This is a genomic window from Pseudomonas sp. Pdm06 (assembly GCF_014851795.1).
Taxonomy (GTDB): domain Bacteria; phylum Pseudomonadota; class Gammaproteobacteria; order Pseudomonadales; family Pseudomonadaceae; genus Aquipseudomonas; species Aquipseudomonas fluorescens_AA.
In genome coordinates this window covers 132,737-158,134 of record NZ_JACVAH010000010.1, presented here as the reverse complement: position 1 = coordinate 158,134, position 25,398 = coordinate 132,737, and the positions used below count along the sequence as shown (strand labels likewise).

The 25,398-nt window shown below is 62.6% G+C and carries 17 protein-coding genes; 5 read left to right on the top strand and 12 right to left on the bottom strand.

The genetic code is table 11. From position 1 onward, the window contains the following. Positions 1-7 precede the first annotated feature (7 nt). The 11 genes from IB266_RS17650 to glnE all read right to left on the bottom strand — a co-directional run bounded on the left by IB266_RS17650 (position 8) and on the right by glnE (position 14,328). Positions 8-904, bottom strand: coding sequence for an antimicrobial resistance protein Mig-14 (locus tag IB266_RS17650; protein ID WP_092175944.1), 897 nt, complete (start codon positions 902-904; stop codon positions 8-10). Continuing rightward, positions 904-2,034 carry a glycosyltransferase gene (locus tag IB266_RS17645; RefSeq protein ID WP_060739466.1) on the bottom strand — a complete coding sequence of 377 codons (1,131 nt, stop codon included), beginning with the start codon at positions 2,032-2,034 and terminating at the stop codon, positions 904-906. Before IB266_RS17645 ends, IB266_RS17650 begins: the two co-directional genes overlap by 1 nt. Next, on the bottom strand, positions 2,018-3,775 hold the full coding sequence (locus IB266_RS17640) for a carbamoyltransferase (RefSeq protein WP_018614096.1): 1,758 nt from the start codon (positions 3,773-3,775) through the stop codon (positions 2,018-2,020). The genes IB266_RS17645 and IB266_RS17640 overlap by 17 nt, the downstream gene beginning before the upstream one ends. A 318-nt stretch (positions 3,776-4,093) precedes the next feature. Next, positions 4,094-5,545, bottom strand: a complete 1,452-nt coding sequence (locus IB266_RS17635) for a lipopolysaccharide kinase InaA family protein (protein WP_192261936.1) — start codon at positions 5,543-5,545, stop codon at positions 4,094-4,096. Beyond that, complete coding sequence (locus IB266_RS17630) at positions 5,545-6,297, bottom strand: lipopolysaccharide kinase InaA family protein (RefSeq protein WP_192261935.1); 753 nt, start codon at positions 6,295-6,297, stop codon at positions 5,545-5,547. The genes IB266_RS17635 and IB266_RS17630 overlap by 1 nt, the downstream gene beginning before the upstream one ends. Continuing rightward, entirely contained in the window at positions 6,294-7,028 is a 735-nt protein-coding gene (locus IB266_RS17625; RefSeq protein WP_192261934.1) for a lipopolysaccharide kinase InaA family protein, read from the bottom strand. Before IB266_RS17625 ends, IB266_RS17630 begins: the two co-directional genes overlap by 4 nt. Continuing rightward, positions 7,028-7,834 carry a lipopolysaccharide core heptose(I) kinase RfaP gene (gene rfaP / locus IB266_RS17620; RefSeq protein ID WP_092334026.1) on the bottom strand — a complete coding sequence of 269 codons (807 nt, stop codon included), beginning with the start codon at positions 7,832-7,834 and terminating at the stop codon, positions 7,028-7,030. Before rfaP ends, IB266_RS17625 begins: the two co-directional genes overlap by 1 nt. Then, the gene (locus IB266_RS17615) at positions 7,831-8,955 is read right to left on the bottom strand and encodes a glycosyltransferase family 4 protein (protein ID WP_192261933.1); all 1,125 of its coding nucleotides are present in this window, start codon (positions 8,953-8,955) and stop codon (positions 7,831-7,833) included. Before IB266_RS17615 ends, rfaP begins: the two co-directional genes overlap by 4 nt. Then, on the bottom strand, positions 8,955-10,013 hold the full coding sequence (waaC, locus tag IB266_RS17610; protein ID WP_092175915.1) for a lipopolysaccharide heptosyltransferase I: 1,059 nt from the start codon (positions 10,011-10,013) through the stop codon (positions 8,955-8,957). The genes IB266_RS17615 and waaC overlap by 1 nt, the downstream gene beginning before the upstream one ends. Position 10,014: 1 nt before the next feature. Continuing rightward, positions 10,015-11,049: a lipopolysaccharide heptosyltransferase II gene (waaF, locus tag IB266_RS17605; protein WP_060739474.1), complete on the bottom strand. Its 1,035-nt coding sequence runs from the start codon at positions 11,047-11,049 to the stop codon at positions 10,015-10,017. A 327-nt stretch (positions 11,050-11,376) separates the two neighbouring features. Further along, positions 11,377-14,328, bottom strand: coding sequence for a bifunctional [glutamate--ammonia ligase]-adenylyl-L-tyrosine phosphorylase/[glutamate--ammonia-ligase] adenylyltransferase (gene glnE / locus IB266_RS17600; RefSeq protein WP_192261932.1), 2,952 nt, complete (start codon positions 14,326-14,328; stop codon positions 11,377-11,379). Positions 14,329-14,710: 382 nt separating this feature from the next. Between glnE and aceE the strand changes: the two genes are divergently transcribed. From aceE to msrA, 5 genes are all read left to right on the top strand, one after another. After that, positions 14,711-17,356: a pyruvate dehydrogenase (acetyl-transferring), homodimeric type gene (gene aceE / locus IB266_RS17595; protein ID WP_060739476.1), complete on the top strand. Its 2,646-nt coding sequence runs from the start codon at positions 14,711-14,713 to the stop codon at positions 17,354-17,356. 11 nt (positions 17,357-17,367) lie between these two features. Beyond that, positions 17,368-19,005, top strand: coding sequence for a dihydrolipoyllysine-residue acetyltransferase (gene aceF / locus IB266_RS17590; protein ID WP_192261931.1), 1,638 nt, complete (start codon positions 17,368-17,370; stop codon positions 19,003-19,005). A 383-nt stretch (positions 19,006-19,388) separates the two neighbouring features. Then, positions 19,389-20,780 carry an alkaline phosphatase D family protein gene (locus tag IB266_RS17585; RefSeq protein WP_192261930.1) on the top strand — a complete coding sequence of 464 codons (1,392 nt, stop codon included), beginning with the start codon at positions 19,389-19,391 and terminating at the stop codon, positions 20,778-20,780. A gap of 182 nt (positions 20,781-20,962) precedes the next feature. Continuing rightward, positions 20,963-23,656, top strand: coding sequence for a putative bifunctional diguanylate cyclase/phosphodiesterase (locus tag IB266_RS17580; protein WP_192261929.1), 2,694 nt, complete (start codon positions 20,963-20,965; stop codon positions 23,654-23,656). Between the two features lie 84 nt (positions 23,657-23,740). Further along, positions 23,741-24,388 (top strand): peptide-methionine (S)-S-oxide reductase MsrA, encoded by a 648-nt coding sequence (gene msrA / locus IB266_RS17575; RefSeq protein WP_060739480.1) that lies wholly within the window; start codon positions 23,741-23,743, stop codon positions 24,386-24,388. Positions 24,389-24,544: 156 nt separating this feature from the next. On the opposite strand, the gene IB266_RS17570 is transcribed toward msrA, so the two are convergent. After that, positions 24,545-25,381 carry a 23S rRNA (adenine(2030)-N(6))-methyltransferase RlmJ gene (locus IB266_RS17570; protein WP_092203467.1) on the bottom strand — a complete coding sequence of 279 codons (837 nt, stop codon included), beginning with the start codon at positions 25,379-25,381 and terminating at the stop codon, positions 24,545-24,547. Between the last annotated feature and the right edge of the window lie 17 nt (positions 25,382-25,398).

Sequence of the window (25,398 nt, the reverse complement as noted above, 5' to 3'; positions counted from 1 at the left end):
GGTGGGTTCATACGGTAAACACCGGCACGGGGTTGCACCAACGGTCCTTGTATTCCCGGTCCGCCCGACCGAATGAAAAACGCAACGGCTTGCCGGCGGCCCGGGCATGTTCCCAGGCGCTTTGGGTGTTGAGGAAACTCAACACGCTGCCGGGGCTGAATTCGCGGGTCTGCGGGTCGACGCCACCGTTGATGTACTCGACGCTGATCCACTCGGGCGCTTCGACGCGATACACCAGTTGGATTGCAATCGGCGCATCGTTGAGAAAGATCACCGAGCCGATCAGCCATTCGCGCAGCAGCTCGATCACCTCGCCCATGCGCTCGGCACCGGTGGCTGCAAAGCCCCAGCGACGCAGGAACAGGTCGCAGTAGATCGAGGCCAGCTCGGCGCTGGAAAACTCGCCGACCGGCCGCACCACCCCGCCCGCCTCTTCCAGCAAACGCAATTCACGGCGCTGGTTGTAGCGAAACTTCTTGGACAGCTCTTCCGGCGTGCGGGCCATGGCCAGTTGTTCCTGCTGCAACTTCAAGCCGCTGAAGCGCCCCTCGTTGAGGGCCGACAGGTAACGTCCACGATGACGCAACGGCGCTTGCGCGTCGGGCGCCGCCGGCAGGATCAGCTCGGCATTGCCCAGGTCGAACAAGCCCTTCTTGCCGCTGCGCTTGAGCACATCTTTGGACAGCGCCAGGTCGCGGCCCCAGGTCGGTATGGCCGCCTTGAGCTCACCGTCCTGCTCGAACGCCAGGTAACGCACGGGAATCCCAGCCAGGGCCGCCAGGCGCTCGACCACCAGGGGATGAGTGGCCACGCTGCCGCCAAAACGCTGCCAGGCCTGGGCATAAATCGACGCATCGACGGCGGTCCAGCCACGCTCGCGCCAGCCTTGGAATCGGTTGAGCATCAGGCCCTCGGCGCCAGTTCGGTGACTTGGGGCAAACGCCAGAATGCCTCGCGTACGGCGCGATCCGAAAAACGTTCGCGCAAGCGATCGAGCATCAGCTCGGCGCATTGGCGACGCTGCAGATCGTCCATGGCCGCCAGGTGCTGCAGCCCCTGGGCCATGTGCTCGGCGTCGCCCAGCGGAAACAGGATGCCAACGCCTTCGACCACCTCCTTGGCACCACCGCAGGCCGTAGCCAGCAACGGTACGCCGGCGGCCATGGCCTCGAGCAGCACCATGCCGAACGGTTCATGGTCGGAGCTCAGGGCGAACACATCAAAAGCACGGAAATAACGGCGCGCTTCGGGCACCTGGCCGAGGAACAGCACACGATCAGCAATGCCCAGCTCTCGGGCCAGTGCCTTGAGGTCCTGCTCCAGGCGGCCCTTGCCGAGAATTGCCAACTGGCTGTTGACCGGCAGATGCCCCAGCGCCGCGGCAAAGCCGCGCAACAGTGTGGCCTGGTCCTTGTCCGGGTGCAGACGGCCGACATTGCCGACAATCCAGGTGTCCGTATCCAGCCCCAGCGTATGCCGCGCCTCCTCCCGGGAGACCAGGCTGGCCTGGACGGCATCAAGGTCGATGCGGTTGTAGAGGGTCTGGATCCGGGCAGCCGGCCATTTCGGCAGGCAGCGGCGCATGTCGTCACGCACCGCATCGGAAACCCCGAGCAGGCTCAGGCGCTTGCGGTAAACGTGGGCGAACAACCGGCGAGTGCGCCGCTGGTAGTCCCCGAAGGCATGGTGCACACCGATCACCGGCAAGCGAGTACCCAGCAGGGCGATGTAGATCGGCTTGAAGCGATGGGCAATGCAGAAACTGAAATTGCGCGAGGCAGCGATCTTGCGCAGATCGCCGATGGCGCCCAGCTTCAGGCCACGAATGGCGCTGGAGCTGTATTCCATGAACAGCACCTCGTCCGAGGCACAGGCGGCCGCGACTTCGGCATCGGCCGCCCCGGTGAGGAACACCGTGGTCACGCGATAGCCAGTACCCGCGAACAAGCTGGCGTACTGACGGGCGCAGTCCAGGAACGGCCCGTCATAACCGTGGCAGAACTGCAGCACATGTCGCTCAGCCGAGCGTGTCATAAGCGTCCACGCCGTCTTTGACCACCAGGATGTCTTCCATGATCAGGTACTGCAGGTCGGAACCGAAGAACATGTTCAGCGCGTCGGTCGGCGAGCAGATCATCGGTTCGCCACGACGGTTGAGCGAGGTGTTCAGCGACACGCCGTTGCCGGTCAGCACTTCCAGGGCCTTCATCATGTCGTAGTAGCGCGGGTTGTATTCGCGCTTGAGCACCTGGGCCCGGGAGGTGCCGTCTTCATGGACGACTTCCGGCACGCGGGTTTTCCATTCTTCGGCCACTTCGAAGGTAAAGGTCATGAACGGTGCCGGGTGATCGACCTTGATCATCTGCGGTGCAACGGTGTCGAGCATCGACGGGCAGAAAGGCCTCCAGCGCTCACGGAACTTGATCTGTTCGTTGATCCGATCAGCCACGCCGCTGGCGCTTGGGCACCCGATGATCGAGCGGCCGCCCAAGGCACGCGGGCCAAACTCCATGCGGCCCTGGAACCAGGCCACCGGGTTGCCGTCGACCATGATCTTGGCAATGCGCTCGGGGGTGTTGTCGATCTTGCGCCAGACAGGCTTGCTCGGATGACGGGCGCACGCGGCAATCACGTCTTCGTTGCTGTAGGCCGGGCCGAGATAGACGTGCTCCATCTTCTCCACCGGCACGCCACGGGCGTGGGACACATACGCCGCCGCACCCACCGCCGTACCGGCGTCACCGGAAGCCGGTTGCACGAACAGCTCCTTGACGTCGTCACGGGCAATGATCTTCTGGTTCAGCTTGACGTTCAACGCACAGCCACCGGCGAAGGCCAGCTTGCCGGTTTCCTTGAGCACGTCGCCCAGGTAGTGGTCGATCATTTGCAGCGCGAGCTTCTCGAACAGCGCCTGCATGCTCGCCGCGTAGTGGATGTACGGCTCGTCGGCGATGTCGCCTTCGCGTTTCGGGCCAAGCCATTCGATCAGCTTCGGCGAGAAGTAGAAGCCCTTGCCCTTCTCTTTATAGCGGCGCAGGCCGATCACGTTGGCGTAGTCGGTATTGATCACCAACTCGCCGTTTTCGAACGAGGCCAGGCGGGAGAAATCGTACTTGGTGGCATCGCCGTAGGGCGCCATGCCCATGACCTTGAATTCGCCGTCGAGCATTTCAAAACCGAGGAACTCGGTGATTGCGCCGTACAGCCCGCCCAGGGAGTCCGGGTCGAAGAATTCCTTGATCTTGTGGATCTTGCCGTTTTCGCCGTAGCCGAAGAAGGTCGTGGCGTATTCGCCCTTGCCGTCAATGCCCAGGATCGCGGTTTTTTCCTGGAAGCCCGAGCAGTGGTAGGCACTGGAGGCGTGGGCCAGGTGGTGCTCGACCGGCTCGATCTTGATTTTCTTCGGATCGAAGCCCAGTTGCTCCAGGCACCAGACGATCTTGCGGCGATAGCGCTTGTAGCGACGGTTGCCCATCAGGATCGCGTCGAGGGCTCGATCCGGGGCGTACCAGTAACGCTTGGCGTAGTGCCAGCGCGCCTCGCCGAACAGGCTGATCGGGGCGAACGGTATCGCCACCACATCGACGTCGGAAGGCTTGATGCCGGCTTGTTCCAGGCAGAACTTTGCCGACTCGTAAGGCATGCGGTTCTTTGCATGTTTATCGCGTACGAAGCGCTCTTCCTCGGCCGCCGCGATCAGCTTGCCGTCTATGTACAGCGCTGCGGAAGGATCATGGCTAAGGGCGCCGGACAGGCCAAGAATCGTCAATGCCACAGGGTCTAGCCTCTTATGTCTGCATACGGGCGACAAGCGCCTCGAAAAAAGGATGTGCCGCGCGCCAGGGGCGCGGGGCAGCTAAAGGGCGGGATTATAGCTTAAAAGCGATCTTAAGCCTCTAGCGGTGAGTGGCAGGTCGCTGTCGGGTGTTAATTGGGAAGGCAAAGCACCGCCCCCGTGGCGAGGGAGCTTGCTCCCGCTCGGCTGCGCAGCAGTCGTAAACCTGCCCGCCGTTTTCTTCCTGGCGCACCGCGCTGGATGGCTTTTGGGGCTGCTGCGCAGCCCAGCGGGAGCAAGCGCCCTCGCCACAGGACTCTACGAGGCGCTATCGACTGTTTTGGGCAGCCGCTGATCGATCACCCGATACAACGCACTGTCCTGCGGCCAGTTGCGCATGAACCGGGCCCGATCCCGCGCATACGCCGGGGCGAAGCTGGCCTGGGTGCGGTGTTGGCACATCGAGTCGAGGTCGATCAGCGCCCAGCGGTCGTGCTGCCAGAACAGGTTATGGCCCTTGAAGTCGCCATGGCTGATGCGCTCGCGGATCAGGTCGGCGAACAAGCGATCCAGCGCCAGCAACTCAGTTTCGGGGGCTTCACCGCTCTGCACGTAAGGGCCGAAGCGCTCGATGATGTCCGGCCCCGCCAGGTGTTCGGTGACCAGATAGGCGCCGCGGCGCAGCCACAGGAAACGTTTTTCCAGCAAGGCCAGTGGCTTGGGCGTGGCAATGCCGAGGAAGGCCAGGCGATGGCCTTCGCGCCACGAATGCCAGGCGCGGCTCGGGCGCCAGAAGCGCTTGAGCCAGTGGGCGAAGTTCTTGATGTTGTAGCGCTTGATCACCAAGGTGCGACCGTTCGCCTCGACTTTGCCGACACTGGCCGCGCCGCCGGTCTTGTACAGATGGCCCTGGTCGAGCAGCGCATCGGCCTGCTCCAGCACCGGCGTCATGGCCGCTTCTTCATCCCGACGGATCGCCCGCAAGCCGAACGCCCCGCGCTGCACGCTGAACAGGCTGCACTCGCGCCCGACTTTCTCGAGGAAGTCCTTCAGGCGCCAGGCCTGCACCTTGTCGATCTGCTTTTGCAGCGCTTCCATGGGCAGTGCGTGTTCGGCGTTGCCCAACAGGTAATACACCAACAGCTCTTCATTGAACGGTTGGAGGGCTTTGGGAAGCTGGGCGAAAAACACCCCCAGGTTCTCTAGGACTTTCTGCCGCGACAACGGTTGCCCCGGGGTTTCGGCGCGGATGCCGGCACCGTCGATCAAGTAGAGCTTGCCGTCGTGGCGCAGCAGATTGTCCAGGTGCAGGTCTTCCTGCCACAGGCCTTTGCCGTGCAGTTGCGCAATGGCGCCCAGGGCTTCGGCCAGCACCGCCGTCTGTTCGTCGGCCAGCAAGGGCAGCTGTTCGACCCGTTGCCAGGCCTCCCCCAGGCTCTCGGCGCCTTCGAGCAATTCGAACAACAACCAGCCGCCTTCAGCCTCGTTCAAGCCATCGGCGAGCAACAGCGGCGTCGTCAGCCCTTGCTCCGCCAGCAAGCGCACGCCTTGCAGTTCCCGCTGGAAATGCCGGGCAGCCTTGTTGCCCACCAACAATTTGGCCAGCACCGGCCGACCACGCCAGATGCCCGCCCCGACATAGCGCTGCCCCGGCAACACCCGCAACAGTGAAAGCAGCTGCAATCGCGCCGGGCCGGCGGCGTCGGCCAGTTCCAGGCTCAATGGCAGGCTAGGGCTGCGGCCGGCATTCTTCAATTCGGACAAATGCATCAACGGGCTCCCTTGTGGCTGCGTCGGGCGCTCAGGCGCTCCATCCAGCTGTCGACCAGCCCGGCATCGAGCGGTTGAGCCAGGTAGGCAGACAACAGCTGGCGTACATCGGCATCACTCCAGATGGAGGCGCGCCGCAACAGCGGCTCCAGGTCCTTGACCCGATCACGCTGACCAAACAGCAGCGGCCGAGTCTTTTCCAAATCGATCAATTGCGCTTGATAACCGTCGGCGGTGGCTTGCAGGAAGATGTGCTTGGGATAGAAGCAACCGTGCACCTGATGCATACCATGCAGGCGCCGTGCTAACTGCCCGCAGGCGTCGAGGACGGTGGTGCGCTGCGTCGCCGTCAGGCTCGGCCAGCGTTGCAACAGCGAGTCCAGGTCGTCCCAGCCATCCAGGGCCCGGGTCAGCAGGATCGCCCGCACCTCGCCCTCCACCTTGCGCTGACCATAGAACACCGCTTGCAGGGCCGGAATCCCCAACTGCCGATAACGGCTGATGTTGCGAAACTCCCGGGAAAAACTCGGCTCGCCAAAAGGGTGGGACCAGGTCCGGGTCAGGTAATTGCTTTGGCGCTTGAGGTAATAGCCCTGCCCGTCCAGCTCCAGCCGGAACACGCTGCTCCAGCCGTCGCCCGAGGTGTTGGGTTCGTCCACCGCATCCAGTTGCCGCGCCCACAAGGCCTCGAAGCTGTCCAGACCATGGCGTTGCAACAACGCTCGGTCTTCAGCGGCCAGAAAGTCAGTCATTCACGCCCCTCGAAAAATCTCACCACGTGACGGATGCGTTTCTTGTCACACGCATCGAGCCGGTCGCGCTGGCGGTATTGCAGGTAAAAGCGCAGGCGCTGCGTGGCCGACAAATGGTATTTGGCCACTTTGTCCAGGCATGCCAAATCCTTGGTGATGCGATACTTGAGCCAGAAACCACGCCAGAAATCCCCGTTCGGGCAGTCGATCAGAAATAGCTGCGAGCGGTCGTCGATCAGCAGGTTGCGCCACTTCAGATCGTTATGGGTGAAGCGGTGGTCGTGCATGGTCCGCGTATAGCTGGCCAACTGCCGACTGACATGATCGACCCAGGCACGGTCCGCCAGCCGCGAATCGTGACGCTCGGCGAGCGCCGAGAGGTCTTCGGTGTGGGGCAGTTCGCGGGTGATCAGCGCGCCACGGGCGTAGCTCGCACCGTTTCGCTCCAAGCCCCAGCCCACGACTTCGGCGGTGGGAATGCCCCATTTGGCGAAGCGCTTGAGGTTCTGCCATTCGGACTTGACCCGTGGCTTGCCCAGGTAGCGTCGTAAGCCTTTGCCGGCACCAACGTAGCGCTTGACGTAATAGTTCACGCCGTTGCGCTGCACCCGGATCACCTCCGACAACGGGTCTCGGGTCAAACGCTCCCCTTGCAACGCGAACACCGCTTCAAGGCTGCCAAAATCCTCCGCCAGCTCGAGGTATTCCGGCTCCAGATTCCAACCCGACATCAGAGCGCGTCCCCGTACCGCTGCTTGCGGGCATACAGTTTGTTGGCCTTGCCTTCGAGCCAGGCCAGCAACGAAGCCTCTTCGGCGAGGATCCGCCGCAGCGGCTGCTGGAAATAACCCTTGAGAAAACGCAGCTTGTCGCGACGGGTCAGGCCGATGTCCAGCGCCGAGAAATACAGCGCCGCCAGGTCCTTGTTGCGCCAGCGAGTGGTGATGGCGGGACGGGTCTGGGCGCGGTGCAGGTCGATCACCGAGAGTTTGAAATCCCCTGGGGTCACCGGCTTGTCGGTGTGCAGCAGAAAGTGACAGATGTAGCAGTCACGATGATTGACGCCGGCGCGGTGCATCATGCCGGTCATACGCGCTACTTCGGCGATCAGCGCACGCTTGAGCGTCGGTTGCGGCGGCTGCTTGACCCAGTCAATGCTGAAATCTTCGAGGCTGACGGTCGGCGCCAGTTCTTCGGTGACGATGAACGAATGCTGGTCCGCCGGATTGCTGCCCTTCTCGCCGTAGGCGACAGCGGTCATGGTCGGCACGCCGGCTTCCTGCAAACGCTGGATAGCCTTCCACTCCTGCCCTGCACCGAGGACCGGCAGCTTGGCGGTGAACAGGTTCTTGAAGATCTCGCCCCAACCGATGCCACGGTGGATCTTCACGAAAAAGCCGCGACCGTCCACCTCCGTGCGCAAGGTGCGCCGGGCTTCCAGTTCACGATAGACCTCGCCCTTGAGCGCTTCGACTTCGGTGAACGCATCGCGCCCGGCCCAAAGGCTCTTGAACGGTTCGGCCAGCATCAACTTCATTGTGCGTGCTCCGCCAATATCACATCGGCCGCGTGCTGCGGCATGCTGTAGAGGTCGGCCGTCTCGGCGAAGGCCAGACCGTTGCGGCTCCAGGCCGCCCGGGCATCGGCATCGTTCAACATGCGGCCCAGGTATTCGGTGAGCTGGGCTTGTTCGAACGGCTCATCCAGCACCAGGCCGCTGTCGGCCTCGGCGATGTAATGGGCGTACCCACACACCGCGCTGACCAGTACCGGCAACCCGGCCACCAGCGCTTCGAGCAGTACAGTGCCGGTGTTCTCGTTGTACGCCGGATGGATCAACAGGTCGGCGCCCAGCAGGAAACGCGGGATGTCGCTGCGGCCCTTGAGGAACCGCACGTTGTCGCCCAGACCCAGCGCGGCGCCCTGCAGTTGGAATACCTTGGGGTCGTCCTGGCCAATTACAAATAGCCGGGTGCGTTTTCGCAGCTCGGCTGGCAATGCGGCCAGGGCCTTGAGGCTGCGATCCACACCCTTGGTCTTGAACCCCGAGCCGATCTGCACCAGCAGCAGGTCGTCGTCGGCCAGCTCGAATTCGGCCCGGAACGCGGCGCGGATCTGATCGGCATCGACGGGCCGCCGGCGGTCCTGGGCGATGCCCGGTGGCAGCAGATGGAAGCGTTCCAGCGGTGTGCCGTAATGCTTGATGAACAGCGGCTGCTGGACTTCGGAAATCATCAGTACGTCGGTTTTTGCATCCTTGGCGAACACGGCTCGCTCGTACTCGGCGAAATGCCGGTAGCGGCCCCAGCGCCGGTACAGCGAGTTGCGCAGGTTCTGCGCCTTGTCTTCGAAACAGCCGTCGGCGGCGTAGTACACGTCCAGGCCGGGCATTTTGTTGAAGCCGATCAAACGGTCCACCGGGCGCTTGGCCAGGTCGGCTTCCATCCACGCGCTGAGTTTCTCGTTGCGGCGATGATTGAACAGTGCCTTGACCGGCGCCACCAGCACCTCGAAGCCGGGCGGCACGTCACCTTCCCAAATCAGCGTGTAGACACGGATCTGGTGACCGCGTCGCTGGCATTCCAGGGCGATGCGCATGAAGTCACGCTGCAGGCCACCGAAGGGGAAGTACTTGTAAAGGACAAAAGCCAATTGCATCAGCGCGGCTCCTCAGCCAATAACGTGCTCAGGTGGCTGGCAACACGCTCGGGGTTCAGACGCGTGAAGCACAGGGGCTGCTCGCGTTTCAGGTCAAACCGCCGGGCATCTTCGGCGGTCGGCGGGTAAGTGCAGTGTTTCTGCATGCACGGCGCGCAAGGGAAATCACTGGCGAGGTGAATCTGGCCCTTGCCATAGGCACCGGTCAGCACCGGATTGGTCGGGCCGAGCAGTGAAATGGTCGGCACGTCCAGGGCCGCGGCCAGATGCCCGAGGCCGGTGTCCACGGCCACGCAGGCCTGGGCGCCGGCAAGTACCTTGCCCATGCCGCCAAGGTTCAGCTTCGGCAGTACCAAGGCGTTGCGCAGCCCGCTGGCGATGCGTTCGGCCCGGGCCTTTTCGGCTGGGTTGCCCCACGGCAGTTTGACGACCACACCGAACTGCCCCATGCGCTCAGTGAGCTGGCGCCAGTAAAGTTCGGGCCAATGCTTGGACTCCCAGGTGGTGCCGTGCAGGAACACCACGTAGGGATAAGGGCGTGGCAACTCCACCAGCCGGTCGACATCGAGGCCGTAGTTACCCAGCGTCTGCGGCAAGTCATACCCCAGCGCCACGGCAAACAGCTGGCGCACGCGCTCGACCGCATGCTGACCACGGGCCACCGCCAGGCGCCGGGAATAAAAGCGCGCCGCCAGGGGCTCACGCGCCGAGTTTTTATCCAACCCGGCCACTGGCGCCTTGACGTAACGGGTCAGCCAGGCGCTTTTCAGCAGGCCCTGGGCGTCGATTACCAAGTCATATTTTTCGGCGCGCACGCTCTGCTTGAAGCGTCGCCATTCGCCGCTCTTGATGGTTTGCCAGAGGTTCTTGCGCCAGCGCCGGATCGCCACCGCAATGACCTTGCCCACGGCCGGGTGCCAGGTGGGGATTTCGGCGAAGCCTTCTTCCACCACCCAATCGAACTTGATGCCAGGAATCGCCCGAGCCGCATCGGTCAGCGCCGGCAGGGTGTGGACCACATCCCCCAGCGAAGAGGTCTTGATCAGCAATACCCGCAAGTTACCGAACCTCCACGGGTGTGCCCTGCAAACGTTCCAGGGCCTCGTTCACCGACGGCGGCATGAGCTGGCGCAGGCAATTGTAATGGCCGAAACGGCAGGTGCGGTCGAAGCACGGGCTGCATTCGATGCCTAGGCGCACGACTTCGACCTGGTCGGCCAGCGGCGGCGTGAAGCCTGGCGAGGTGGAACCGTAGACCGCCACCAAGGGACGGTTAAGGGCTGCGGCCACGTGCATCAGGCCCGAGTCGTTGGACACCACCGAATCGGCGCAGGACAGCAGGTCGATGGCCTCGGCCAGGGATGTGTCGCCACTGAGGTTCACCGACTCTTCCCGAAGGCCCGGGATCAACCGCGAGCGAATGTCCTCGCCCACCGGGTGATCTTTTTTCGAGCCGAACAGCCAGACTTGCCAGCCGTCGCGAATCTTCGCCTCGGCAACCTGGGCGTAGTGTTCTGCCGGCCAGCGCTTGGACTCACCAAACTCTGCGCCCGGACACAGGGCCAGCACCGGACGGTCCAGGCTCAGGCCGAACTTGGCCAGCGCCGCGTCACGGGTCACCGGGTCGATCCGCAGGCTCGGCCGCGGATACGGCTTGGGCAACTCGGCCCCCGGCGCGTAGGCCAAGGCCATGAAACGTTCGATCATCAGCGGGTAACGGTCTTTATCCAGGGCGCGCACGTCGTTGAGCAGGCCGTAGCGAAACTCGCCACGCCAACCGGTGCGCTTGGGGATACCGGCGAAGAACGGCACCAGCGCCGATTTCAAGGAATTGGGCAACAGGATCGCCTGGTCGTACTGACCGGCCAGGGATTTGCCGATGCGTCGACGGGTCGCCAGCTCCAGCACGCCATGGCCGAGCGGGAAGCTCAAGGCCTTGCGCACTTCGGGCATGCGCTCCAGGATCGGCCGGCTCCACTCGGGGGCCAGGACGTCGATTTCGCACTGCGGATGACGCTGCTTCAGGCACTGGAACAGTGTCTGCGCCATTACCATGTCACCGACCCAACTGGGCCCAACGATCAGAATATTCATGTGCTTTCCAAAAACGATGCGGGGAGGCCTACGCCTCCCCGCCTCGAGAATCACTGTGGCTTAGGTCGTTGCCTGTTGCCCTAATCTACAACTGTGGGAGCAAGCTTGCTCGGGATAGGGCCATCACATTCAACATCCATGTCGCCTGACACTCCGCCTTCGCGAGCAAGCTCGCTCCCACAAGGGTCCTGCATAGGTTTCAAGTACCGTGCAACACCACAAATCCACTGTGGGAGCGAGCTTGCTCGCGAAGAGGCCATCACATCCAACATCAATGTCGCCTGGCACTCCGCCTTCGCGAGCAAGCTCGCCCCCACATTTAAAGCTTCAGCTCAGTCCCAATTCCCGCCAGATCCGCAATACCTGCCGACGCTCATCCACGAACTGGTCGCCTGCGATCACCCCGGCATCTTTCTGCAAGGCCTGGCGGTGGGCGGCGGAGCGGTAGGCTTTGTAGGCTTCGCGCAACAGCGTGGCATCTTCGGCCGGCATCAACCCGAGCTCTTGCAACCCGTCCAGGATGCGGATGTTATCGGTATAGCGCACCAGCGATGGATGTTCTTGGGACCACGCCAGGGCCGCGTATTGCACCATAAATTCAATATCGACGATACCTCCGGCGTCCTGCTTGAGATCGAAGGGCGCCGTGGCCTCGAAGGCATTCGCCGCGGTCCCGGCGGCGGTGGCCTTGCTGCCAAGGTTATCGCGCATCTTGGCGCGCATCTCGCTGACTTCCTGGCGCAGCGTCGGCAAGTCACGCTTGCGTCCCAATATCTGGACGCGGACCTTCTCGAACGCTTGGCCCACATCCTGGCTGCCCACCAGCACACGGGCTCGCACCAGCGCCTGATGCTCCCAGGTCCAGGCTTCGTTCTCCTGATAACGGGCAAACGCCCCGAGGGAACTGACCAGCAGCCCCGACGCCCCGGAGGGCCGCAGGCGCATGTCCACTTCATACAACTGCCCGGAGTTGGTCTGGGCCGTCAGCAGGTGAATGATCCGCTGGCCGAGCCGGGTAAAGAACTGCGCGCCGTCAATGGGTTTCGGGCCGTCGGTTTCCGCCTGCGGGTCGCCATCGTGGATGAACACCAGGTCCAGGTCGGAACCATGCCCCAATTCCAGGCCGCCGACTTTCCCATAACCGACAATAATGAAGCCCGGATCGCACAGACTGCCGTCGGTGCGCAATGGCACGCCGTGCTTGGCGGCCGTCTGGCGCCAGGCCAGGGCCAGTACTTGCTCGAGAATCGCCTCGGCCAGCCAGGTCAGGTAATCGCTGACCTTCATCAGCGGCAGGCTGCCGGCGATTTCCGAAGCCGCCACCCGCAAGCGGTGCGCCAGCTTGAAATGCCGCAACGCCTCCATTTGCTGCTCCAGGTCATCCTCGGGAATGCGCGTCAGGCGCTCACGCAACTCCGCGGCCAACTCCGGCGCCAGGGGCGGCTTGAACAGCCGCCCCTCATTGAGCAACTCATCGAGCAGCAACGGGAAACGGGTGATTTGTTCAGCAATCCACGGGCTCGCCGCGCACAGCGTCAGCAAACGCCGCAGGGCGCCGGGGTTTTCCGTCAACAACACCAGATAGGCCGAACGGCGGGCCACGGCCTCCACCAAGGGCAGTACCCGCTCCAGCACCAGGTCCGGATCGGCATGCTCCACGGCCTGGGCCAGCAGGCGTGGAATGAACGCATCCAGGCGCTCGCGCCCCAAGCGTTGCATGGCGCGCAATTGCGGGCTGGCGCGCAGGGCGGCCAGGGTCTTGAGGGCTTTGGGCGCATCGGTGAAGCCGCCCTCTTCCAACTGACGGCACGCCGCCCCTTCATCCTGGCTGTCTTCCCACAATGGCAACCATTCGCCGCCCACCACCACTTCGCTTTCACTGCCCTCTTCTTCATCCGGGTCGGCAATGACCTGGCCGAAATGCCAGGCCACCCGCCCGCGCCAGTACATCAACTGCTCGTGAAAGGCCGACCAGTCGGCGAACCCCAGCATGAATGCAATGCGTGCCTGATCCTGCGGGCTGTCCGGGAGCATCTGGGTCTGGCGGTCGGCGATGGCCTGGATCGCATGCTCGGTATAGCGCAGGAACTCATAGCCCTGGCGCAGCTCGTCGATCACCTTGGCCGGCAGGTACCCCTGGCCCTCCAGGGTGCTCAACACTTTGAGCAGCGGGCGCTGCTGCAAGCTCAAGTCCCGACCGCCATGGATCAGTTGGAACGCCTGGGCAATGAACTCCACCTCGCGAATGCCGCCCGAACCCAGCTTGATGTTGTCGGCCATGCCCTTGCGCCGCACCTCCTGCTGGATCAGTTGCTTCATGGTGCGCAGCGCTTCGATGGCGGAAAAATCCAGGTAACGCCGATAGACGAACGGACGCAGCATGTCGAGCAATTGCGCGCCGGCCAACTGGTCGCCCGCCACCACTCGCGCCTTGATCATGGCGTAGCGCTCCCAGTCGCGCCCCTGATCCTGGTAATACTGCTCCAGGGCATTGAAGCTCAGCACCAGCGCACCGGCCGAGCCGTAGGGGCGCAGGCGCATGTCGACGCGGAACACGAAGCCGTCGACGGTCATCGGGTCCAGGGCCTTGATCAGGCGCTGGCCGACACGGATGAAAAACTCCTGGTTATCCAGCGGCCGCTTGACGCCCACGGTTTCGCCGCCCTCGGGGTAGGCGAAGATCAGGTCGATGTCCGACGACAGGTTCAGCTCCACGGCACCCAGCTTGCCCATGCCCAGGATGACCATCTGCTGCGGCTCGCCGCTGCGCCGTCCGGTGGGCGTACCGAATTGCTGGCTGAGGCGTTGGTACAACCAGTGGTAAGCCTGGTCGATGCAGGTGTCGGCCATGTCCGAGAGATCGCGACAGGTCTGGACCAGATCGGCCTGACGGGTCAGGTCCCGCCAGATGATCCGCACCTGCTGGCGGGTACGCTGGCGGCGCAGGACGCGGCCCAATTCGTCTTCGGTTTCGGCAGCCTGCGCGGCGGCGGCAATCTGCGCGCGCATTTCACCGGGAGCCAGGCTGCGGTCCAATTCGCCGCTGCGTACCAGCTCCAGCAGCATCGCCGGGTCACGGACACTCTGCTCGATGACAAAGTCGCTGGCGGCGGCAATACGGTTGAACGCTTCCCAGCGTTCCGGGGTCCAGGCCGACAGCCCGCGATCATCGTCGAGGGAGGCGACCGCCGCACGGAACGACTGCTCGGCACGGTTGACCAATGACTGGAGAATGGCCGGTACCATTTCCGGTATTGGGGCAAGCGAAGGCAGGCTCATGGTCTATCCTTGATCGGCGCGGGAGAGGCTGGATGTAGTGTTTTCTCAAAAGACACTACCTGATCGACTGTCGAACAAAGATGATAAATAGCTGAAAATCTGGTTTTATTGGCAGCCGGCATCAAGTTTTTACCTGTTCGAGTTGGCTAAAGACCAACAGTAACGATTATTCTCACAACGAAATGAGAGGCCATACGCCGCTCATGTGTAGTTTTACTACTCGTCTATACATTCGAAAGGCTGAAACGGCCGACGATTTGTAGTAAAACTACACGCCGCCGAAACAACCTTCGGCAATCCAAGAATTTATATCGTCTGCCCACAAGGCCAGTCGCAAACTCAGGCAACCGATTCTGGTAGCCTTTCCGCCCTGGAGCAAGCCATGCAAGACCTCGATCCCGTCGAAACCCAGGAATGGCTGGACGCCCTGGAATCGGTTCTCGACAAAGAAGGCGAAGACCGTGCTCATTATCTGATGACCCGTATGGGCGAACTCGCGACCCGCAGCGGCTCGCAACTGCCCTACGCCATCACCACGCCGTACCGCAACACGATCCCTGTTACCCACGAAGCACGCATGCCTGGCGACCTGTTCATGGAACGCCGCATTCGCTCGCTGGTACGCTGGAACGCGTTGGCCATGGTCATGCGTACCAACCTGAAAGATTCTGACCTGGGCGGTCACATCTCCAGCTTCGCCTCCAGCGCGACGCTGTATGACATCGGCTTCAACTACTTCTTCCAGGCCCCGACCGACGAACACGGCGGCGACCTGATCTACTTCCAGGGTCACGCATCGCCAGGCGTCTACGCCCGTGCGTTCATGGAAGGCCGCATCACCGAAGACCAGATGAACAACTTCCGCCAGGAAGTGGACGGCAACGGCCTGTCCTCGTACCCGCACCCTTGGCTGATGCCGGACTTCTGGCAGTTCCCGACCGTGTCCATGGGTCTGGGCCCGATCCAGGCGATCTACCAGGCGCGCTTCATGAAGTACCTGGAAGCCCGCGGTTTCATCCAGCCAGGCAAGCAGAAAGTCTGGTGCTTCATGGGCGACGGCGAGTGCGACGAGCCGGAATCCCTGGGCGCGATCTCCCTGGCCGGCCGCGAGAAGCTGGACAACCTGATCTTCGTCATCAACTGCAACCTGCAGCGCCTCGACGGCCCGGTTCGCGGCAACGCCAAGATCATCCAGGAACTCGAAGGCGTGTTCCGTGGTGCCCAGTGGAACGTCAACAAAGTCATCTGGGGCCGCTTCTGGGACCCACTGCTGGCCAAGGACGTCGACGGCATCCTGCAACGCCGCATGGACGAAGTCATCGACGGCGAGTACCAGAACTACAAGGCCAAGGACGGCGCGTTCGTCCGCGAGCACTTCTTCAACTCGCCTGAACTCAAGGCCATGGTTGCCGACCTGTCCGACGACGAGATCTGGAAGCTCAACCGTGGCGGCCACGACCCGTACAAGGTCTACGCGGCGTACCACCAGGCGGTCAATCACAAAGAACAGCCGACCGTCATCCTGGCCAAGACCATCAAGGGTTATGGCACCGGTGCCGGCGAAGCGAAGAACACTGCGCACAACACCAAGAAAGTCGATGTCGACAGCCTGAAGTTGTTCCGCGACCGCTTCGACATTCCGGTCAAGGACAGCGAGCTGGAAAACCTGCCGTTCTTCAAGCCCGAAGAAGGCAGCGCCGAAGCCCGTTACCTGGCCGAGCGCCGTGCCGCACTGGGCGGTTTCGTGCCCCAGCGTCGCGCCAAGAGCTTCAGCGTTCCGACCCCGCCACTGGAGACCCTCAAGGCGATCCTGGACGGTTCGGGCGACCGTGAAATCTCCACCACCATGGCCTTCGTGCGAATCCTCGCGCAACTGGTCAAGGACAAGGAAATCGGCCAGCGCATCGTCCCGATCATCCCGGACGAAGCCCGTACCTTCGGTATGGAAGGCATGTTCCGTCAGTTGGGCATCTACTCGTCCGTCGGCCAGCTCTACGAGCCAGTCGATAAAGACCAGGTGATGTTCTACCGTGAAGACAAGAAGGGCCAGATCCTCGAAGAAGGCATCAACGAAGCGGGCGCCATGAGCTCCTTCATTGCCGCCGGTACTTCGTACTCCAGCCACAACCAGCCGATGCTGCCGTTCTACATCTTCTACTCGATGTTCGGCTTCCAGCGCATCGGCGACCTGGCATGGGCCGCTGGCGACAGCCGTACCCGTGGCTTCCTGATCGGCGGCACCGCCGGCCGCACCACCCTCAACGGTGAAGGCCTGCAGCACGAAGACGGCCACAGCCACATGCTGGCCGGGACCATCCCGAACTGCCGCACCTATGATCCGACCTACGGCTACGAGCTGGCGGTGATCATCCAGGACGGCATGAAGAAGATGACCGAAGAGCAACAGGACGTCTTCTACTACATCACCGTGATGAACGAGTCCTACCAGCAGCCAGCCATGCCGGCCGGTGTCGAGGCAGGCATCGTCAAGGGCATGTACCTGCTCGAGGAAGACACCCGCGAAGCGGCGCACCACGTCCAGTTGATGGGCTCGGGCACCATCCTGCGCGAAGTGCGCGAGGCAGCGAAGATCCTGCGTGAAGAGTTCAACGTCGGTGCCGACGTCTGGAGCGTCACCAGCTTCAACGAACTGCGTCGCGACGGCCTGGCCGTAGAGCGCAGCAACCGCCTGCACCCTGGCCAGAAGCCAAAGCTGAGCTACGTCGAAGAGTGCCTGAACGGCCGCAAAGGTCCGGTCATCGCTTCTACCGACTACATGAAGCTGTTCGCCGAGCAGATCCGCCAGTGGGTTCCGTCCAAGGAATTCAAAGTGCTGGGCACCGACGGTTTCGGCCGTAGCGACAGCCGCAAGAAGCTGCGTCACTTCTTCGAAGTCGACCGTAAGTTCGTTGTGTTGGCAGCCCTGGAAGCCCTGGCTGACCGTGGCGATATCGAACCTAAAGTGGTGGCCGAAGCCATCGCCAAGTTCGGCATCGATCCGGAAAAACGCAACCCACTGGACTGCTGAGGAGAATTTTCGTGAGCGAACTCATTCGCGTACCTGACATCGGCAGCGGTGAAGGTGAAGTAATTGAACTGTTTGTGAAGGTCGGCGACCGTATCGAAGCCGACCAGAGCATCCTGACGCTTGAATCGGACAAGGCCAGCATGGAAGTGCCTGCGCCGAAGGCCGGTGTCATCAAGAGCCTGAAAGTGAAGCTGGGCGACCGCCTGAAAGAAGGCGACGAACTGCTGGAGCTGGAAGTCGAGGGCGCCGCTGCGGCGCCTGAAGCAGCCGCTCCTGCTGCCCCGGCCGCGGCTGAAAAGCCTGCCGCCGCACCAGTTGCCGAAGCGGCTCCCGCTCCGGCAGCCGCCCCTGCCGCGGCCACGGTCCAGGACATTCATGTCCCGGACATCGGTTCGTCGGGCAAGGCCAAGATCATCGAAGTGCTGGTCAAGGTCGGCGACACCGTCGAAGCCGACCAGTCGCTGATCACCCTGGAATCCGACAAGGCCAGCATGGAAATCCCATCGCCGGCCGCCGGTGTGGTGGAAAGCATCGAGATCAAGCTGGAAGACGAAGTCGGCACCGGCGACCTGATCCTGAAGCTCAAAGTGGCGGGTGCCTCGGCACCAGCCGCGCCCGCCCCGGCCGCTGCACCTGCCGCCAAGGCTGAAGCAGCTCCAGCGCCAGCCGCCGCGCCTGCCGCCAAGGCCGAAGCAGCGCCTGCCCCTGTCGCCGCCGCGCCTGCGCCAAGCGGTGCCAAGGTGCACGCCGGCCCGGCGGTGCGTCAGTTGGCCCGGGAATTCGGTGTCGAGCTGTCGGCCGTTGGCCCAAGCGGCCCGCACGGTCGTGTGCTCAAGGAAGACGTGCAAGCCTACGTCAAGGCCATGATGCAGAAGGCCAAGAACGCACCGGCCGAAGGCGCCACCGGCGGCGCGGGCATCCCGCCGATCCCGGCAGTGGACTTCAGCCGCTTCGGTGAAACCGAAGAAGTGGCCATGACTCGCCTGATGCAGATCGGCGCGTCGAGCCTGCACCGCAGCTGGTTGAACATTCCGCACGTGACTCAGTTCGACCAGGCCGACATCACCGAGCTGGAAGCTTTCCGCGTCGCGCAGAAAGCCGTGGCGGAAAAGGCCGGCGTGAAGCTGACCGTGCTGCCACTGTTGCTCAAGGCTTGTGCACACCTGCTCAAGGAACTGCCGGACTTCAACAGCTCCCTGGCCCCAAGCGGCAAGGCTGTGATCCGCAAGAAATACGTGCACATCGGCTTTGCCGTCGACACCCCGGAAGGCCTGCTGGTACCGGTCATCCGCAACGTCGACCAGAAGAGCTTGCTGCAACTGGCTGGCGAAGCCGCTGCCCTGGCCGAAAAAGCCCGGAACAAGAAGCTCACCGCCGACGACATGCAGGGCGCCTGCTTCACCATCTCCAGCCTCGGCCACATTGGCGGCACCGGCTTCACGCCGATCGTCAACGCGCCGGAAGTGGCGATCCTGGGTGTTTCCAAGGCCACCATCCAGCCAGTCTGGGACGGTAAAGCCTTCCAGCCGAAGCTGATGCTGCCACTGTCGCTGTCCTACGATCACCGTGTGATCAACGGCGCCGCCGCTGCACGCTTCACCAAGCGCTTGAGCGACTTGCTGGGCGACATCCGCACCATCCTGCTGTAACACCGGGCGGCCCTCCCTTGGGGAGGGCCATTCGGAGCACCGTTTTCCGAGCGCCACGCTCGTACCTCAACCCCGTCCGTTTGGCGGGGCTTTTTTTTGCCTGGCATTCAAGCCAGGTGCATGGATGGGGGATCTGGCGGCCTCATCGCGAGCAAGCTCGCTCCCACAGTGGATTTACGGTGCTCCTGTGGGAGCGAGCTTGCTCGCGATAGCGGTATTTCCTACCCCGCAAGTTTTAAATGACTACACCACCTGTTGGTCATTGCCCACAACTTGCGCCCCCTTCCCCGTCGATATTTATGGCGCGCCGGGCTTTAGCATCAACACCGCCAAGGCCACTTGATGCTGGCACCCACCGACTAAAACTTCGAATGGATTCGAATATGTTCAAACCTACCGTCGGCCCCATTGTCGGGCACACGACCACTGACCACGCCCGGATATTCCTGCGGGGCGATCACGGCAACAACCGGGTATTCGCCGGTATCCGACACCGGCGCCGAGGAGACACACGCTGGTCAAAAGGGCACTTTGTCCAGTTGAAGGCCTACCGCGATATGTCCGATGTGATCGTGTTGAAAGACCTTCAACCCGACACCGCCTACGAATACCAGGCCGGCTGGCTCAGCCCCTTGAGCCCGACCCATACCGTGGAAACCATCCAGGAACTGCCACTGCAATGGCCTCGGAACACCTATTGCTTGCACACGCCGGCCGACAAACCCGATGCGCCACGGGCTTATATCGTGGGCTCATGTCGCTACTTGCGGATCGCCGCCAGTACCCCGTTACTCCCCAGCCTTGGGGATCGCACCTTTGCCGGCATCAATCGCATCGTCGAACAGGCCGACCCGCCGATCAGCGCGGTGTTGATGACCGGAGACCAGGTTTATCTCGATGACCTGAATATCATCGGCCCGGACCGAAGCTATAAACACATCCTCTTCAGATACCGAACGGTATTTACCCAGCCGTACATCAGAAAGCTGATGTCTGGCACGCCGACCTACATGATCCTCGACGACCATGAAATCGAAGACAACTGGCCCGCCAGGAAAACCGGCCACGACGACGTCCTGTATGCCAATGCCATGAGCGCTTATGGGCTTTACCAGGCCAGCCATGGGCCCGCCCATGAACTGTCGAGCGACGGAACATTGAACAAGTCGCTGACCCGCTACTGGTACACCTTTGCCCATGGCGATATCCACTGGTTCGTCACCGACAGCCGGACGCAACGCAACCTCTCGGCGAACGATCGGCGCATCCTCGACGCGGACCAGGAACAATCCCTGCTCGAATGGCTCGTCAGCAGCCCCGCCCGGGTCAAGCTCGTCGTCACCAGCGTGATGTTTTTCCCTGACCGCCAGCGCAATGACGGCGATGCCTGGCAGGCCTTCCCGGAACAACGCCTGCGCCTGCTGGAAACCATCCGCCGCCATCGGATCAAAAACGTGGTGTTCATCTCGGGGGACGTCCACGGCTCCATGACCAGCCGCCTGCGTCACACTCAGGATCCTGATTTCGAGGTCAACACCGTCGTTTCCTCGCCGTTCTACAACAGCAAATTGCTGCCTTTTGCAAAAGCCGCGGATTTTATTTTCCACAAGCCCATGGCCCGCACGGACAGCGGTGAGTACCGCTATGAACTGACCAGCGAAGTGGTGAGCCAGAACAACTTCGCCCGCCTGCAGGTCACGGCACAGAGCCTTCACGTTACGTTCCACGACCGTGACGGCGAGCCCTTGCAGGCACTCGATATTGCCCTGCGATGAACTTCCATGCCCTCTGATCGGCTGGCGACTGGAGAAATCCCGTTGTCGGCCGATAAAAGGTTTATAGCACTTGGCCTTCATCTCTCTTGTCAGCCAGTGCCGCAATGATGCAACCTTGCGCCAATCCGTAATAACGAGGGCGTCAGCCCGGCGCGATCAGCATTTTCGAAGCGAGTTTCCCCATGAAAAGCCAACCCGATGCCGCCAGCCGTATGGCGGCCGAGGTAGTGACGCAGTTACCGGTGCCCGCGCGGCTCGGTATGCTGCGTTTCGAACGGCTGAATGAAGCTAGCTGGGCGCTGTTGTTTCTCGACCCCAACTGCGAGCGACACTTCGGCCTGCCGGCGGTGGAACTGTGCTCGCTGGTCAGCTCGCCCTACGCCAGCCTGATGGAACCCGAAGCGCGCTATCAATTGCACGACGCCATCCAGCAGCAACTGGCCCAGGCCGCGCATTACCAGATTCGCTACACGCTCCACACCGCTAAGGGCCCGATGAATGTGCTGGAGACGGGCGAAGCCTACAGACAGCACAATCGTCATCTGCTGCGCGGTTACTTGCTGGTGGTGGACAATTTGCTGCAAAGCGAACCCTCCCTGCCGGCCCTGGACCTGGAAACCCAGAACTCGCGCCTGCAGATCGCCCTGGAACTGAACCAGCGCGCCCAGCAAGAGCAGCTCCAGCACCTGGACCGGGTACGCGCCCAACAAGACCTCATCCTGCTGCTGACCCGTCAACGCTACAGCGCCAACAACTCCCTGCTCGAAGCGGCCGAACTCATCACCCGCAGCGCCTGCGACATCTACCAGATCGACTGCGCCAGTATCTGGAACCTGGATGACGGCAAACTGGTGCCGATTTCCGCCTACAACCGCGCCTCCCAGGAGTACTTCCTGCCGGCAGTCATCGACGCCAGCGAGTTTCCCGACTACATGGAGGCGCTGCAGACCTGTCGCGCCATCGACGCCCACAATGCGATGCGCGACCCACGCACCCGGGAGATGGCCGAGAGCCTGCGCGCCCGCGACGTCAACGCCATCCTCGACGCCAGCGTGCGCATCGACGGCCAAGTGGTGGGCGTGCTGTGCCTGGAACAAGTGGGGGCCACCCGCGCCTGGCAGTCGGATGAGATCGCCTTCGCCGGCGAGCTCGCGGACCAGTTCGCCCAGGTTATCAACAACCACAACCGCCGCACCGCCACCAGCGCCCTGCACCTGTTCCAGCGCGCCGTGGAGCAAAGCGCCAACGCGTTCCTGCTGGTCAATTGCGACGGAGTGGTGGAGTACGTCAACCCAAGCTTCACCGCGATCACCCAGTACACCACCGAGGAAGTCCACGGCCAACGCCTCTCGGAACTGCCGGCCCTGGAGAACCTCAGCGAGCTGCTGTTCGACGCACCCTCGGCGCTGGCCCAGAGCAACAGTTGGCAGGGCGAGTTCAAGAGCCGGCGCAAGAACCTGGAACCCTACTGGGGCCAGTTGTCGATTTCCAAGGTCTACGGCGACAACCGCGAGCTGACCCACTACATCGGCATCTACGAAGACATCACCCAGACCAAACTGGCCCAGCAGCGCATCGAGCGCCTGGCCTACACCGACAACCTGACCAACCTGGGCAACCGCCCGGCGTTCATTCGCAACCTCGATGAGCGCTTTGCCCGGGACAGCGACTCGCCCATCAGCCTGCTGCTGGTGGACATCGACAACTTCAAGCGCATCAACGACAGCCTCGGCCACCAGACCGGTGACAAGCTGCTGATCAGCCTGGCCCGGCGCCTGCGCAACAGCCTGAGCCCCAGCGGCAGCCTGGCGCGCTTCGCCAGCAACGAGTTCGCCGTGCTGCTGGACGACACGAGCCTGGAAGCCGGGCAGCAGATCGCCAGCCAATTGCTGATGACCCTCGACAAGCCAATGTTCGTCGATAACCAACTGATCAGCGTGACCGGCTCCGTGGGCCTGGCCTGCGCGCCGCTGCACGGCCGTGATCCGCAGACGCTGATGCGCAACGCCGGCCTCGCCCTGCACAAGGCCAAGGCCAACGGCAAGCATCAGGTCCAGGTGTTCACCGAGGCTTTGAATGCCGAGGCCAGCTACAAGCTGTTCGTCGAAAACAACCTGCGTCGCGCCTTGACCCAGAATGAACTGGACGTGTTCTACCAGCCCAAGCTGTGCCTGCGCAGCGGCCGGCTGCTGGGCATGGAGGCGCTGCTGCGCTGGAACCATCCGGAAAAGGGCATGATCCGCCCGGACCAGTTCATCAGCGTGGCCGAAGAAACCGGCCTGATCATCCCCATCGGCAAATGGATCGCCCGCCAGGCCTGCCGGATGAGCAAACAGCTGACCGCGGCCGGCCTGGGCAACCTGCAAGTGGCGATCAATCTGTCGCCCAAGCAGTTCTCCGACCCGGACCTGGTCGCCTCCATCGCCAGCATCCTCAAGGAGGAACAACTGCCGGCCCGCCTGCTGGAACTGGAGTTGACCGAAGGCCTGCTGCTGGAGGCCACCGAAGACACCCACTTGCAGCTCGACCAGCTCAAGCGCCTGGGCCTGACCCTGGCCATGGACGACTTCGGCACCGGTTACTCATCCCTGAGCTACCTGAAAAAATTCCCGATCGACATCATCAAGATCGATCGCAGCTTCATCCATGAGATCCCGGACAACCAGGACGACATGGAAATCACCTCGGCGGTGATCGCCATGGCCCACAACCTGAAACTCAAGGTCGTGGCCGAAGGCATCGAAACCTCCCAGCAATTGGCGTTCCTGCGCCGTCACCGCTGCGATGTCGGCCAGGGCTACCTGTTCGACCGTCCGATCCCCGGCGCGGAGCTGGTCGAAAAGCTCAAGCGCTACCCGCGCGGGCCTCTGGTCTGACAGCTGCGTATAGCTTGCGGCGGCTTTTCTGAGGCACACTGACGGTCTATTTCGCTCAATTCAATCTGACTGAGAGGACTGATAATGGTCTTGCGCTCGGAAATCCTGGTGAATAAAAACGTGCTTCCTACTCAAGAACAAGCCCTGCCTGGCCGTGAAACCCCGATGACCGTGCCGGACAAACACTTCGTCCTCGACGCGCCCCTGCTGGGCCCGTTTGCCATGGACGTGGATTTCGCGATCTTCGGCCTCGGCTGCTTCTGGGGCGCGGAACGCAAGTTCTGGCAGCGCGAAGGTGTGGTCAGTACCGCGGTGGGTTACGCCGGTGGTTTCACGCCGAACCCGACGTACGAAGAAGTCTGCTCGGGCCTTACCGGCCACAGCGAAGTGGTGCTGGTGGTCTACGAGCCCGCGAAAGTCAGCTACGAACAGCTTCTGAAGATGTTCTGGGAACTGCACAACCCGACCCAGGGCATGCGCCAGGGCAACGACATCGGCACCCAGTACCGTTCGGTGATCTATGCCACCAACCCGGACCAACTGGCGGCGGCCAAACACAGCGAACAAGTCTTCCAGGCTGAGTTGACCAAGGCCGGCAAAGGCACCATCACCACCGAAATCGAAGAAGCACCGACGTTCTACTTCGCCGAGACCTATCACCAGCAGTACCTGGCGAAGAACCCGGAAGGCTATTGCGGGATTGGCGGGACCGGCGTGACCTGCCCGATCTGACTAAAAACTTGCTCGCGATAGCGGTGGGCCTGGGGCGGTGATGTTGAATGTGCCGCCGTCATCGCGAGCAAGCTCGCTCCCACAGGTGGGTACACCTGGACCCCATGTGGGAGCGAGCTTGCTCGCGATAGCGCCCTTCCGGACGCCAGCAAAACATCACTCAGCGATCAACCAATCCATCTGCCACCCGCCCTGGGTCTGCCCCAGCTTTTTCGACAGCCACGGCAGCAGCTCACGCAACTCCTCTTCCAGCCCCCACGGCGGATTGGCAATCGCCAGGCCGGAGCCGTTCAGGCTGTTGGGCGTCGCCAGTGGGTGCACCAGCAGCTCCACGCGCAACAGCTTCGGCGCTCCCGTACCGGCCAGGTCCTGGTAGAAGCGGCGCAACATCCGCTGGTCCTTCACCGGGTACCAGATGGCCGCCACCGTCTGGCGCATCCGGCCAATGGCCTCCTTGAGCGAGGCGGCGCAGCGCTGCATCTCGTCAAGCTGCTCGAAGGGCGGATCGATCAGCATCAAGGCACGCTTTTCGGCCACCGGCAGCAACGCCCGCGGCACATGCCAGCCTTCACCCAGGTGTACCGCCACGCGACGGTCGCCTTTCATGTTGTCCTTGAGCAACACACCGTCTTCAGGGTGTTTTTCGTTGAGCAGCACACGGTCCTGGGGCCGAGTCAGGCGCCGCGCCAGTTCCGGCGAGCCCGGGTAGTAGCGCAGTTGCCCGTCCGGGTTCATCTCGTGCAGCACCTTCATGTAATCGGCGGTCAATGGCGGCAGGTCGCCTTCGCCCCACAACCGCGCAATGCCTTCCAGGTACTCACCGGTACGGTTGGCCTGGTCACCCTGCAAGTCGTACAGCCCGATGCCCGCGTGGGTGTCGAGGTAGGCGAAGGGCTGTTCCTTGCGCGACATCAGCGCGATGAGGCGGGTCAAGGTCAGGTGTTTGAACACGTCGGCGTGATTGCCGGCGTGGAAGGCGTGGCGATAATTCATGGCGGCTCCTGCGAAGG